This window comes from Pseudomonas reinekei, from assembly GCF_001945365.1.
In the GTDB taxonomy this organism is placed as follows: Bacteria; Pseudomonadota; Gammaproteobacteria; order Pseudomonadales; family Pseudomonadaceae; genus Aquipseudomonas; species Aquipseudomonas reinekei.
The window spans coordinates 216,384-230,457 of the sequence record NZ_MSTQ01000005.1; the positions used below are offsets into that span (position 1 = coordinate 216,384).

Consider the following 14,074-nt stretch of genomic DNA (forward strand, 5'->3'; position numbering starts at 1 on the left):
AAGCAACCCGGTCGCCTGGATTTAGGGCCGCTCCGCGCCCCAGCGGGAGCAAGCTTCCTCGCCACGGGGGCCAGTCAGGACAACCCGGCAGTCACAAGCAACTCCTCCAGCGCCAGCAAGTCCGGCACTTTGGCCACTTGATCCGCCACCTGCACCGCCGCTTTTTCCAGTGCACACAGCGGCACGTCGACATAGCTCAATTGACTGTCGAGCTTGTATGAGCGTGGAATCCCCTGCACCAGCATCGCAATGAATTTAAGCCCCGGCCGCCCGCCCAGCGCATTGAGAATGACGATCCGCGCCCGCTCGCCAATGACGATTTTCTGCCCGCAGGCCGACTCGAAACTGAGCAGTGGAATCTGCCGGTTGCGCCACGTCACCCGGCCCAGATACCACGGCGGCGTGTCCAGATCGAACGCCGCAGGCTGGTAGTCAATCAGCTCGGCGACCGCGACGTTGGGCAAGATCAGGTTACGGTCGGCCAGAGGCAGCAACAGGCCGGTAAGGTGGCTGGTGCGCTGGCTGATCAGCCGCTCAAGCATGGGTTTTGCTCCATAGGGCAATGCTTTCAAGCAATACCGATTCCTGGTACGGCTTGCCGAGGTAGTCGTTGACGCCGATGGCCATCGCCCGGTCGCGGTGTTTCTGGCCGGTGCGCGAGGTGATCATGATGATCGGCAAGTGCTGCAAGCGCTCATCGTTGCGCACCTGGGTCGCCACTTCGAAGCCGTCCATGCGCGGCATTTCGATGTCCAGCAGCATCAGGTCCGGCATGTGTTCTTCCAGCAGCAGCATGGCGTCGACGCCGTCCTTGGCGGTCAGCACGTTCATGCCGTGACGTTCGAGCAAACGGCTGGTGACCTTGCGCACCGTGACCGAGTCGTCGACCACCATCACCAGTAACGGACGCTGCGGCTCGGCCTCGACTTCATGACTTCCCGGACGTTGTGGCACCCGGGCCTGCAGGGCGCGGATCGGCGCCAACAGATCCAGAATCAACACCACCCGGCCATCCCCCAGAATCGTCGCCCCGGACACCCCCTGCACGGCAGCGAATTGCGGCCCAAGGCTCTTCACCACGATCTCGCGGGTGCCGGCCATGGCGTCGACCTGCACCGCGATGTGCCGATCGTTGCATTGCACCAGCAACACCGGCAGCGGCAGGCCCTGGCCCAGGAGTTTGGGGCGGGGACTGGTTTTCAGCAGCTCGCCCAGATAGCACAGTTCGTAGCGTTGCCCGGCGTACTCGTAGGTGGGCGGATCGAGACGGAAATGCCCTTCGAGCTCGTTGGGCAAGACGCGGACGATGCCGTCGATGGTGTTCAGCGGGATCGCATATTGATCTTCAGCGCATTGCACCATCAGCGCGCGGTTGACCGACACCGTGAATGGCAGGCGAATGCGGAAATGCACACCCTGCCCCGGCACCGAATCGATGCTCATGGTGCCGCCCAGTTGCCGCACCTCTTCGTGCACCACGTCCATGCCGACACCACGACCGGAAATCTGGGTGATTTTCTCAGCCGTGGAAAACCCCGGTTGCAGGATAAATTGCAGGACGTCGCGGTCGCTGATGTCGCTGTCCGGATCGAGCAGGCCGCGCTTGATCGCCTTGCGCCGCACCGCGTCCAGCGGCACACCGGCACCGTCGTCACGAATATCGAAAATGATGTCTCCGCCTTCGCGCAACAAGTCCAGAGTGATTCGCCCTTGCGCCGGTTTCCCCGCCGCGACACGCACTTCGGCGGATTCAAGGCCATGGTCCACGGCATTGCGCAGCATGTGTTCGAGCGGTGCGGCCATGCGCTCAAGCACGTTGCGATCCATCTCGCCTTCGGCGTTGCCGACGATGAACTCGACGTCCTTGCCCAACTCGCCGGCCACCTGACGGACAATGCGCTTCAAGCGCGGCAGCATCCGCTCGAACGGAACCATGCGCGTGCGCATCAGGCCTTCCTGCAACTCGGTGTTGATGCGGCCCTGCTGTTGCAGCAGGTTTTGCGCATCATGGTTGCGCCGGTCGAGGGTTTCCTTGAGATCCAGCAAGTCAGAGGCGGACTCGAACAGTGCCCGCGACAGTTGCTGCAATTGCGAGTGACGGTCCATCTCCAGCGGGTCGAATTCTTCGTAGCCCTGGCGTTCGCCGTCGACTTGCTGACGGCTGAGGATCCGGCCCTGGGTTTCGGTGTCGAGGCGGCGCAATTGATCACGCATCCGCTCGATGGTGGTTTCCATTTCGTTGAGCGCTATCTGCGCATCGCTGACCTGCTGTTCGATCCGGCCACGGAAAATCGAGGTTTCGCCGGCCAGGTTGACCAGGTCGTCGAGCAGTTCTGCCGAGACCTTGACCATGTCCGCGCCAGCATCGGGCGGCAGCACTGGCGCTTCGGTTTTTGCAGCAGGCAGAGCGACCGGTGCGGGGGGCTCAGGCACGGCCGGATGGCTGAAGTTCTTGATCGCGTCCAGCAGTCGGTCGGCGGGCGGCAGCGGCTCACCGGCACGGGCGGCATCCAGCATTTGCGCCAGCCGGTCGTGGCTGCGCTGCAGCAATTCAAACAACGCCCCGGTGGGTTTCAGGTCGCCGCTCGCCACGCCTTCGTAAAGAAACTCCAGCTCATGGGCCAAGTCACCGATCGGCGCGATTTCGACCATGCGCGCACCGCCCTTGAGGGTGTGCAAGTCGCGCAGCAGGGTTTCCACTTCCTGACGATTCGAAGGCTCAGCCTGCCAGCGCACCAGTGCCGCGCTGGAGCTTTCGATGATGTCGAAACCTTCCTCGAGGAAGATGTCCAGCAGTTCGCTGTCGTGATGGGCAGAGTCGTTGCTGGCCGCAGGTTCGATCACCTCGGCGTGAGCGGCATGACCTTGGCGGAACGCGCGAATCGCCTCGATCAACTCCCCCGGGTCGCCCAGTGCTTGATGGTTCTGCAATTGCTCAAGCAGTTGCGCCAAGCGGTCATGACTGTTTTGCAGCAATTGCACCAGCACATCGCTGTGGCTGTAGCGGCGATCCACCAACCCTTCGTAAAGGCTTTCCAGCTCATGGGCCAGGTCACCGACCGGTTCGACCTCGGCCATCCGTGCGCCGCCCTTGAGGGTGTGCAAGTCGCGTTGCAGCGATGACAGCGGTGCGGCGTTTTGCGGGTCGTTCAGCCATCGCTGCAAGGCTTGGTTCGCGCTGTCGAGGATGTCCACCGCCTCTTCGAGGAAGATGGAGACAATTTCGTCGTCCAGCGCCACTGTGGTCGGTGCCAGGTCTGCCAAAGTGCTCTGTGCCAGTTCGGCGGTGGCATCGGACAAGTCGCGAATGCTCAAGGTGCGGCTGCCGTCACTGCGAATCAGGCCCATGGCCGATGGATCGAGGCTCTGGTCGAGCAAGGCGTGCAAGGCGCGAATCCGCTCCGGCTGCGGGCTCACTTCCTGGCCGGCGGCCAGTTCATCGAGCATGTTGATCAACGCTTCGTGGGCACTTTGCGCCTCGTGAAAAAACGTCTCGCTGACCGCCAGACTGCTTTCTTCCACCGCGCCATAAAGATCAAGCAACGCCTCGCAGAGTTCGTCCACCGGATGCAGGTCAGCCAGGTGCGCGCCTTCGCCGAGGGTGGTCAACTCGTCCAGCAGCGCGCTGAGTTCCTGGCGTTCGCCGGGATGATGCTGCCAGCGCTGCAACAGGCTTTCAGCATCCAGGAGGATGTCCATGCCCTGGGCCAGGAAGTTGTTGATCAGCTGCGGATCACGCTTGATCCGCAGCCCGGCGCTCGGCGCATTCGAGAGGTTTTGCAGACGCTCGGCCAGCATCGCCTGAGCCCGCTCGATCAATGCTTTGGCGTTTGGAATTTCCCCCAGCGGATCAGTTCTCAGTTGACGCAAACCCAGTCGGAACAAGCCTTCGGCTTCGAGCAACAGGTCGACTTCATCCAGATCCAGCGCCACCTGATGCGCCTTGTACTCGCGCGCCAGTTGATCCAGCGGCGCGGCCAGTTCGGCTATCGGCAACACCCCCGCCATCGACGCGCTGCCCTTGAGGGTATGCAAGGCTCGCTGCAACTCGTCACTGGCTGGGAGCGGCAGGTGCTCGGCTGCCTGATCCAGATAGCGATTGAGACTGCTCAAATGGCTTTCGGCTTCTTTGCGAAAGATCTCCAGCAACAGCGGGTCGAGGGCCGAGACGTCCTGGGTGTCTTCGTCGCTGGCCGGTTCCTCCCCCTTGGCCAAGGCATGGGCACGCGCGGCCAATTGGTCGACATCGTAGCGCTGACGCTGCGCATTGGCGGCGTATTCGGCCACCAGTTCCGGCAACAGGTTGAGCACATCGCCGAGCAATTGCTGCACCGTGGCACCAGGCTCAACACTGTGTTCGAGCACACGGTTGAGCAGGTTTTCCATCGCCCAGGCCAGTTCGCCCAAGACCAATGCGCGAACCATGCGACCACTGCCCTTGAGGGTATGAAATGCCCGGCGCAATTCACTCAGAGCCGAACGGTTGTCGGGGTTGATCGACCAGCGCGGCAGGTATTCGCGAAGCACTTCCAGGACTTCATCGGTTTCTTCGAGGAAGACTTCCCGCAACTCATCGTCCACCGGTTCTTCGCCAGACGGCGGCGGCAACAGGCTGCCGGGGGTACTGAGGGCGGGCGGGTTAAGGGCCGACACCGGGCTGGCCAGCACATCGGCGAGGGTCTGGACGATGGCCGGCGCATCCCGCTCCTGGCGTTGTTGCATGAGCTGCGCTTCGCCGGGGCTCAGCACATCGTCAAGCACCGGCACCTGCTGCTCACTGGAATGTTCATTAGGATAGAAACCGAGCGATGCCAGGCTTTTTTCCGCGATGTCGAGCAGCTGTTCGCCAAGCGCTTGCGGATCATCGCTCAGGCGTTCCAGATAGTATTCGAGACTGGTGATGACGTCGGCCAGGCTATCGAGCTTTTGCCAGCCCGGCTGTCCCGGATCAAGCAGCAGGTGTTCGCGGATGAAGTGATTGCAGGTTTCGATCAGGCTCGCCGCCCGGCTCAACGGAATCATCGCCAACGCGCCACGCACCTGGGTCAGCAGCGCCGGCAGAGGTTGTAAGTGCTGACGGTCCCAGTCGGCGTCGATGTAGTCGACGATCATGTCCTTGGCCTGTTGCAGGCAGATGCGGGCTTCCTTGATCACGATCTGGTGGATCTGCGTCAGGTCGGTGGTCGGCAGGCGGCTGTCTTCCTGGCTTTCGGGCTCCACCGTGCCGACCATGCCGGCCAGCGTGGCTTCCACATAAAGCAAGGCGCCGGCGACATCCATGAGGATCGCATCGTCAGGTTCGCGCTGGCCCTGGGCGAGGCTCAGCACCACCGCCAGTTGATCAATGATGACCTTGCGCGGCTGCCCAAACCCCAGCACCGCCAGGGTATCGGCGATTTGCCGCAAGGGTGCCAACAGGCTTTCGAGATCGGAGGCGTGTTGCCGGTCGCTGCGCACGAACAGATCAAGGCGCTCCTTGACCCGCACCAGTTCTTCGCACAACGCGGCCAATACCGAACGCATCGCATCGCGGTCGGGACCGGCCAGCCGTGCGCGTTCTTCATCGACCATCGCGCTGTCGGGCAGCGCGTCGTCCAGTCCGTAGCGATCTTTCATGGTCAGCATCTGCCCGGTGGGGTGTTCGGCCTTGGCAATGTAGAACAGCAAACTCTTGAACAACTCGGCGGGCGGTGGCTGATTGACGCCGTGCATGCCCTGTTCGAGCAGGCGCTTGAGTTCTTTGTCGGCCTGCTTGAACAGGCTGCGCAAGGCCGGACTGTTGGCGATGGCACCACCGCGCATGCCTTCGACCAGTGCCGAAGTGACCTGCCACAGCGGGCTCAGCGGCGCGTTACCGCACAAGCTTTCGAGACGGCTGAAGACTTTGGCCAGATAACCGAGATGGGTGTCGTCATCCTGCTCGCGCAACAGACCGACCAGCGCCATCTGCAACATCTGCCGCAACTTGCGCAGCACGCTTGGCAATTCAGCCGGTTCCAGCAGTGCCAGGGTGTCTTCAGACAGGGGCGGCAGGTCTGGCAACTGCGGGCTGAACAGACTGGTTTCCGACAACAGACTCTCGCCCCGGGCACTGCGCAAATCATTGATCAACGGCAGCACCACTAAAGGCAAATCACGGCGGGCGCCTTGCACGCGGTCCAGGTAAATCGGCAGTTGCCCCAGTGCCTGCAGCATCAGGTGCAGCGCTTCGTCGAGATGACTGACGCGACCCTCTTGCAATGCAATGACCAGTTGCTCCATTTCTTCGGCGAGCAGGGCCGCGCCGTAGAATTCGACCATCTGCAGACTGCCATGCACCTGGTGGATGCACGCCAGGCATTCGCTCAGGGCGTGTGTCGCCTGCGGGTCATCAAGCCGGGTTTCGATCGCGTGATGAGCCTGCTTCAGCGTTTCGGCAATTTCGCCTTTGACCCACTCGAGGGCCACGTAGTCGTGCCGATCACCCATAACCACTCCAGTCACCACTTCTTTCAAGATGCCCTGCCCCTTGGGCCGGTTCACGCTTTGTCCGCCACCTGCGCCCTGGTGGCGGGCAAGGTGAACCCGGACACCGAGCGCCGCAACTGGCTGGCCATTTTCGCCAGGTTGCCGATGCTCTCGGCCGTGGCGGTAGAACCGGACGAGGTCTGCGTGGTGATCTGCTGGATCACGTTCATCGTCAGGGAAATCTGACCGGCAGACGACGTCTGTTGTTGTGCCGCGTTGGAAATACTCTGGATCAGTGCCGCCAGGGTTTTCGAGACCCCTTCGATTTCTTCCAGGGCCACACCGGCATCCTGCGCCAGACGGGCACCACGCACCACTTCGGTGGTGGTCTGCTCCATGGAAATCACCGCTTCATTGGTGTCGGTCTGAATCGCCCGCACCAGGGTTTCAATCTGGCGTGTGGCCGCCGATGAGCGTTCGGCCAGGCGCTGCACCTCGTCCGCGACCACTGCGAAACCGCGCCCGGCATCACCGGCCATGGACGCCTGGATCGCCGCGTTGAGCGCGAGGATGTTGGTCTGGTCGGCAATGTCATCGATCAGGCTGACGATGTCGCCGATTTCCTGGGACGACTCGCCCAGGCGTTTGATCCGCTTGGCGGTGTCCTGGATCTGTTCACGGATGTTGTCCATGCCGTGGATGGTGTTGTGCACCACCTCGTTGCCCTTGTTGGCGATTTCCACCGAACGCTCGGCCACCGCCGAAGATTCAGCGGCGTTGGCCGACACCTGATCGATGGACTGGGCCATGTCGTTGATCGCGGTGGACGCTTCGGAAATCTGCTGCGCCTGATGCTCGGAAGCCTGCGCCAGGTGCATGGCGGTGGCCTGGGTTTCCTGTACGGCGGCGGCGACCTGTCCGGCAGTGAGGTTGATCGTGGCCACCAGATCACGCAGCTGGTCCACGGAATAGTTGATCGAGTCGGCGATGGTGCCGGTGAAATCCTCAGTCACCGAAGCGCTCACGGTCAGGTCGCCGTCGGCCAGGTCCTCGATCTCATCGAGCAAACGCATGATCGCGTTCTGGTTACGTTCGTTTTTCTCGGCGGTTTCCCGCAGCTGCCGATTGGTTTCCCGCACCATCACCAGGCCGATGAGGATGATCGACATCAGTGCCGCCAGGCCCAGTACATAGCCGCCGATGGTATCGGTGTCGCGCCCACCGGCGAGGTTTTCGAAACCGCTGGCCAGGTGCGAAGCTTCATCGAGCAGGGTTTGCGACAGGCTGAAAATATGGGTGGCCGACTCTCTGACCTTGAACAGTTCGGGCGAGGTTTCGAGGATTTCATCGACGGAACCGGAGACAAATTCGAACAGCTCGGAAATCTCGATCAGCCGCGCGCGCGCATCACGGTCCTCGACCTGACTGACTTTCAGCGCCGGGTTGCCCTGGAGCATGCCATTGAGCACCTGGCCGAAACGCGCGGCATCGCGACCGAACGCGTCGGCCGCCTGCTGCGAATTTTCATCGCCCGACAGCACCGTGTTGACGGCGCCGAGAATTCGCTCGGCCAGCAACGATTGACGCTGGGCCATCGCCACCTGTGCCGCAGGCGCGCCGCGCTGCAGGAGAATTTCCACCACTTTCTCGTACTCGACCTGCAACTGCGGGACGGTTTCGGCCAGCGTCGCGGCGACCTGATGCAGTGACAGCACGGTCTGTTCGCTCGAGAGAATGGCATCGGTGTTTTTCAGCAGGCGTTCCCAGTCCAGCTGCACGGCGCGCATTTCCGGGCGCACGGTAGCCGGTGCAGGAGGCAGGCCGGTGGACGGGTCGCCTTTCTTCAGATAGCCCCAGCGCTGGGCAAAATCGTTGCGCGCATCGCTGAGCAACTTGAATGCCGCAGCCTTGCCGGCGGCGGCTTCGGTGGCGTTCTTGGCAATGCGCTGGGACAGCACGCGCAGCTCACCGGCGTGGCCGATGTACTGTTTGTCGTAGGTGGCCTGGGTGTTGAGGTACGCGAAGTTGGCGAACAACAGCATGATGAAGATGATCAGTGCGATGAACAGCACGATGATCTGCGACCGACTGCGCGACCCTTCCATTGGCTTGCCTGTTTTTGCTTTTATCATCGGTCTTCGCCTGTTAAACCACACCATTCAGCATTACCGAAGAACCACTGGGAGTGAGTTTGCTCGCGATAGCGGTGTATCAGTCGACATCAGTGCTGGCTGTCAGTCCGTCACCGCGAGCCAGCTCGCTCCCACAGGGTTCTTTGCTGTTACCGTTACACCGCGATATTCATGAACCCCTGCGACCGCACCAGCGCAAACGGGCTGAACACCCACCAGTTCTGCTCGCCCTCAAAGCAGCCTTCGACAAACGCCGCCATGGGGCCTTGAACCGCATTGGCCGCAACGGGTTCCAGACTCCCCTGGGCGAAGTGCTGAAGGCCGAACACCTCATCGACCATCAGCCCGGCGAACACGTCCTGATGCTCCACCACCAGCACCCGCCGCTGGCGGCGCGCCACCGACAGTTCGTGGCCAAGGAAGGCACACAGGTCCATGATCGGCAGCAGGCGTCCACGCAGATTGGCGACGCCCTTGACCCAAGGCTTGACCCCCGGCACCTGGGTGAAGCGCGGCTCATGCAACACTTCACTGACCTCGCCCATCGGCGCGACATACCCGTATTCACCCAGGCGAAAACCGATGCCGCTCCAACTGTTCTGCCGGGTCGGCTGGGACGGCAGGTCCGCCGCCAGCAAGCGACAGCGCTGGTCGATCTGCAGCAGCAATTCAAAAGCCGTCAGCGACTCGGTCATGGCCGGACGATCAACCGGCCAGCACGTTGTTCAGGGTTTTAAGCAGGGTTTCTTCATCCACCGGTTTGGTCAGGTAATCCTTGGCCCCTTGGCGCGTGCCCCAGACCTTGTCGGTGTCCTGATCCTTGGTGGTGATGATGATCACCGGGATGTGCCCGGTTTCCGGATCTTTGGTCAGCTGACGGGTGGCCTGGAATCCGTTGAGGCCGGGCATGACGATATCCATCAGCACGGCGTCGGGTTTTTCCTGGCGGGCCAGGGCCACGCCGTCGGCGCCATTTTCAGCTTTCAATACTTCATGGCCGTGCTTTTCCAGCATGCCGGTCAATTTGTACATTTCAGTCGGCGAATCATCGACGATCAGAATACGTGCCATGGTCTTCCCCATTCTTGTCGACGCAAGGCCCGTTGGCCGAGCGTCACTGTAGGTGTCTTACTGCGGCAAAACGGCGGCGAAGCCCGGTACATGGGCCTGGATCGCGTTCAGCAGTTCTTCCTTGCTGAAAGGCTTGGTCAAAAACTGGTCGGAGCCGACGATGCGCCCCTTGGCCTTGTCGAACAGCCCGTCCTTGGACGACAGCATTATCACTGGCGTGGACTTGAAAGCACTGTTGTTCTTGATTAAAGCGCAGGTCTGATAGCCATCCAGACGCGGCATCATGATATCGACAAAGATGATGCCGGGATGATTGTCGGCGATCTTGGCCAGAGCATCGAAACCGTCGATGGCCGTGATGACTTCACAACCCACGTTTTTCAGCAGCGTTTCGGCGGTGCGGCGAATCGTCTTCGAATCGTCGATCACCATGACCTTCAAGGCGCTGGGGTGCTGTTCCATAAATGCTCTACCGTCGCCTTTGTGAATCAATTTGTCCGTTTGCCGGTTAACGGCGGCTCGAAACCCTTGATACGCAAGGGCCAGCATCACTAGGCAGTCTTTTTAGCACAGTCTCCAGCACCAATCTATCGGCCGACCGGCGCGGTGGTTTTTCCTTGACCGGGAACCCGCTCAGCGCCACTCTGACGCCACTTTTTGATCGCTATCAAGCCACCCCCATTTCGAGGAAAACCCCATGAGCGTTCGCGTCGGGATTGTCATGGACCCTATCGCCAGCATCTCCTATAAAAAGGATAGCTCGCTGGCCATGCTGCTGGCTGCGCAGAAGCGTGGCTGGGAACTGTTCTATATGGAGCAGCGTGACCTGTACCAGGCCGAAGGCCAGGCTCGGGCGCGGATGCGTCCGTTGAAAGTGTTCGCCAACCCGGAAAAATGGTTCGAGCTGGATGCCGAGCAGGACGCCCTGCTGAGCGATCTGGATGTGATCCTGATGCGCAAGGATCCGCCATTCGACATGGAATTCATCTATTCCACCTATCTGCTGGAACAGGCCGAAAGCGCTGGCGTGCTGGTGGTCAACAAACCGCAGAGCCTGCGCGACTGCAACGAAAAACTGTTCGCCACGCTGTTCCCGCAGTGCACGCCGCCAACCATCGTCAGCCGCCGCCCGGACGTACTGCGTGAATTCGCCGACCATCACGGCGACGTGATCCTCAAGCCGCTGGATGGCATGGGCGGCTCCTCGATCTTCCGTCATACCGCCGGTCATCCGAACCTGTCGGTCATTCTCGAAACCCTGACCCTGCACGGTCAGCAGCAGATCATGATCCAGGGCTACCTGCCGGCCATCGTCGATGGCGACAAGCGCATCCTGATGATCGACGGCGAGCCGGTGGACTATTGCCTGGCGCGTATTCCCGCTGCCGGCGAAACCCGTGGCAACCTCGCTGCCGGGGGGCGCGGCGAAGCCCGTCCGCTGACCGAAAAGGATCGCTGGATTGCGGCGCAAGTCGGCCCGACCCTGCGCGAAAAAGGCCTGCTGTTTGTCGGCCTCGACGTAATTGGCGAGCACTTGACGGAAATCAACGTCACCAGCCCGACCTGCATCCGCGAGATCGACAATGCCTTCGGCACCGACATTGGCGGCATGCTGATGGATGCCATCGATCAGAAGCTCAAGGCACGTTGATTAGCCAAACCAACATTGCGTTATCATGCCCGGCCTGTAAAAACGCGATGTTGGTTTTTTTGCCATGACCCTCCCGTCCGATCTGCCTGCAGAGCTCGCCCACCGTGGCGTGCGCCCGGCCGATCGCCTCGGTTTTACCCTGTTTCTGGCGGCTTTGATTCACTTGGCCCTGCTGCTGGGCGTCGGGTTCGCCGTAGTCGAGCCCAAGCAGATCAGCAAAACCCTGGAAATCACCCTCGCCACGTTCAAAAGCGAAAAGAAACCTGAAAAGGCTGACTTCCTCGCCCAGGAGAATCAGCAGGGCAGCGGCACACTGGATAAAAAGGCGATTCCCAAGACCACCGAGGTCGCGCCTTTCCAGGACAACAAGGTGCAAAAAGTCACGCCACCGCCAGCAGCCAAGCCTGAACAGCAGGAAGCCCCACCCAAGGCTGCCGTGACCACCGTCGCGCCGAAGCCGAAGAAAGCCCCAGCCAAAACCGAAGAACCCAAGCCTGTCACCAAACCTGCGGTGGCCGCGCCGACGTTCGACACCGAACAGCTGTCCAGCGACATCGCCAGCCTGGAAGCGGAACTGGCCCAGGAACAACAGCTGTACGCCAAACGCCCGCGCATCCACCGCCTGAGCGCCGCCTCGACGATGAAAGACAAAGGCGCCTGGTACAAGGACGAATGGCGCAAGAAGGTCGAGCGCATCGGCAACCTCAATTACCCCGACGAAGCCCGGCGCAAGCAGATTTATGGCAACTTGCGCCTGATGGTGTCGATCAACCGCGATGGGTCGCTTTATGAAGTGCTGGTGCTGGAGTCTTCCGGCCAGCCGCTGCTAGATCAGGCAGCCCAGCGCATCGTGCGGCTGGCAGCGCCGTTCGCACCGTTTACCGGGGATCTGTCGGATATTGACCGGCTGGAAATCATTCGCACCTGGAAGTTTGCCCGAGGGGACAGGCTTTCCAGTAATTGACCACCACAAATCCCCTGTGGGAGCGAGCCTGCTGGCGAAGGCATCAGGCCAGTCGACATTAATGCTGGATGTGCCGACGTCTTCGCGAGCAGGCTCACTCCCACAAGGTTGCGCATCGATTCCAGACATTTGCGGCATTTCCTACACATCCCCAGCTTGTCAGTTCGCCCCTCCAACGCCACACTAGCGCTCATGAAAAACGTCAGCCCCAGCTACCTCAAGCATCAATTTCTGATCGCCATGCCTCACATGGCCGACCCGAACTTTGCGCACACCCTGACCTACATCGTCGAGCACACGGCCAACGGTGCCATGGGGCTGGTGATCAACCGTCCGCAAGACCTGAACCTGGCCGACATCCTCGAGCAATTACGCCCCGATATCGAACCGCCGGTCCTCTGCCAGCATGTGCCAATCTTCATCGGTGGGCCGGTGCAGACCGATCGCGGCTTTGTCCTGCATCCGTCGGGAAAGACCTTTCAGGCGACCGTTGATCTGGAAGGCGAGCTCTCGCTGTCGACGTCACAGGACGTGCTGTTCGCCATCGCCGATGGCGTCGGCCCGGCGAAAAGCCTGATCGCCCTCGGTTATGCCGGCTGGGAAGCCGGGCAGCTGGAAGCCGAACTGGCGCAAAACGCCTGGCTGACCTGCCCGTTCGACGCCGACATCCTGTTCAACACCAGCAGTGAACTGCGCCTGGAGGCCGCCGCCAGGCACCTGGGCGTCAACCTCAGCCTGTTGACCAGCCAGGCGGGGCACGCCTGATGGCCCTGCGGCTGATTCTCGGCTTCGACTACGGCACCAAACAGATCGGCGTCGCGGTCGGCCAGGTGATTACCGGCCAGGCCCGCGAGTTGTGCACATTGAAAGCGCAGAATGGCATTCCCGACTGGGATCAGGTCGAAGCCCTGATCAAAGAGTGGAAGCCCGACGCCGTGGTGGTCGGCCTGCCGTTGAACATGGACGGCACCCCCAGCGACATGTGCGTACGCGCGGAAAAATTCGCCCGCCGCCTCAACGGCCGCTTCAACCTGCCCTTCTATACCCACGATGAGCGCCTGACCACTTTCGAAGCCAAAGGTGAACGACGTGATCGCGGAGGACAAAAAGGCAGTTACCGCGACAACCCGGTCGATGCCATCGCCGCCGCCCTGCTACTGCAAGGCTGGCTCGACGAAAATGCCGCGCTGTTCGAATCCTGACATACCCAATCCTGAAGAGTCGCGAAGCGGCTCTTTTAGTAACAACCCGAGCCACCTCAAGCAAAAGCCGCCTCGGGCCCAAGAAGGAGCAACCATGAGCCTGCCCAATCCCGCCGAACTGATCAGCCAGATGGCATCTGATCTCAAGGCACACCTGGAACACCGTGGTATCAGCGAACCGCGCTACATCGGTATCCGTACCGGCGGCGTCTGGGTCGCCCAAGCCTTGCTCAAAGAGCTGGGCAGCGCGGAACCTCTTGGCACACTCGACGTTTCCTTCTACCGCGACGATTTCAGCCAGAACGGCCTGCACCCACAGGTGCGCCCATCGGCCCTGCCCTTCGAAATCGAAGGCCAGCATCTGGTGCTGATCGATGACGTACTGATGAGCGGCCGCACCATCCGCGCCGCCATGAACGAACTGTTCGACTACGGCCGCCCGGCCAGTGTGACGCTGGTGTGCCTGCTGGACCTGGACGCCGGCGAGCTGCCGATCCGCCCGAACGTGGTCGGCGCAACCCTGTCCCTGGCCGCCCACGAGCGCGTGAAACTGTCCGGCCCGGAGCTTGCGCTCGAACTGCAAGATCTCGCCCTTTAATCCGCCCTA

At 61.4% G+C, this 14,074-nt stretch carries 11 protein-coding genes; 5 read left to right on the forward strand and 6 right to left on the reverse strand.

The window, feature by feature from the left end; genetic code table 11:
- Nucleotides 1-74: 74 nt before the first annotated feature.
- From BVK86_RS10065 to pilG, 6 genes are all read right to left on the reverse strand, one after another.
- Nucleotides 75-542, reverse strand: coding sequence for a chemotaxis protein CheW (locus tag BVK86_RS10065; protein WP_075946296.1), 468 nt, complete (start codon nucleotides 540-542; stop codon nucleotides 75-77).
- Nucleotides 535-6,468 (reverse strand): Hpt domain-containing protein, encoded by a 5,934-nt coding sequence (locus BVK86_RS10070; protein ID WP_075946297.1) that lies wholly within the window; start codon nucleotides 6,466-6,468, stop codon nucleotides 535-537. The genes BVK86_RS10065 and BVK86_RS10070 overlap by 8 nt, the downstream gene beginning before the upstream one ends.
- A 50-nt stretch (nucleotides 6,469-6,518) precedes the next feature.
- Entirely contained in the window at nucleotides 6,519-8,579 is a 2,061-nt protein-coding gene (locus BVK86_RS10075) for a methyl-accepting chemotaxis protein (protein ID WP_075946298.1), read from the reverse strand.
- Between the two features lie 155 nt (nucleotides 8,580-8,734).
- Entirely contained in the window at nucleotides 8,735-9,274 is a 540-nt protein-coding gene (locus BVK86_RS10080; protein ID WP_075946299.1) for a chemotaxis protein CheW, read from the reverse strand.
- Nucleotides 9,275-9,284: 10 nt separating this feature from the next.
- Nucleotides 9,285-9,650, reverse strand: a complete 366-nt coding sequence (pilH, locus tag BVK86_RS10085) for a twitching motility response regulator PilH (RefSeq protein WP_075946300.1) — start codon at nucleotides 9,648-9,650, stop codon at nucleotides 9,285-9,287.
- 57 nt (nucleotides 9,651-9,707) lie between these two features.
- On the reverse strand, nucleotides 9,708-10,112 hold the full coding sequence (pilG, locus tag BVK86_RS10090) for a twitching motility response regulator PilG (protein ID WP_056854372.1): 405 nt from the start codon (nucleotides 10,110-10,112) through the stop codon (nucleotides 9,708-9,710).
- 235 nt (nucleotides 10,113-10,347) lie between these two features.
- Here pilG and gshB point away from each other — a divergent pair, with 235 nt between their 5' ends.
- The 5 genes from gshB (at nucleotide 10,348) to pyrR (ending at nucleotide 14,065) form a co-directional block, all read left to right on the forward strand.
- Nucleotides 10,348-11,301, forward strand: coding sequence for a glutathione synthase (gshB, locus tag BVK86_RS10095; protein ID WP_075946301.1), 954 nt, complete (start codon nucleotides 10,348-10,350; stop codon nucleotides 11,299-11,301).
- 64 nt (nucleotides 11,302-11,365) lie between these two features.
- Nucleotides 11,366-12,265, forward strand: coding sequence for an energy transducer TonB (locus BVK86_RS10100; protein ID WP_075946302.1), 900 nt, complete (start codon nucleotides 11,366-11,368; stop codon nucleotides 12,263-12,265).
- A 192-nt stretch (nucleotides 12,266-12,457) separates the two neighbouring features.
- The gene (locus BVK86_RS10105; protein WP_075946303.1) at nucleotides 12,458-13,030 is read left to right on the forward strand and encodes a YqgE/AlgH family protein; all 573 of its coding nucleotides are present in this window, start codon (nucleotides 12,458-12,460) and stop codon (nucleotides 13,028-13,030) included.
- A complete protein-coding gene (gene ruvX, locus BVK86_RS10110) occupies nucleotides 13,030-13,467 on the forward strand; it encodes a Holliday junction resolvase RuvX (protein ID WP_075946304.1) in 438 nt (145 codons plus the stop codon). Before BVK86_RS10105 ends, ruvX begins: the two co-directional genes overlap by 1 nt.
- 94 nt (nucleotides 13,468-13,561) lie before the next feature.
- A complete protein-coding gene (gene pyrR, locus BVK86_RS10115; RefSeq protein WP_075946305.1) occupies nucleotides 13,562-14,065 on the forward strand; it encodes a bifunctional pyr operon transcriptional regulator/uracil phosphoribosyltransferase PyrR in 504 nt (167 codons plus the stop codon).
- Nucleotides 14,066-14,074 lie beyond the last annotated feature (9 nt).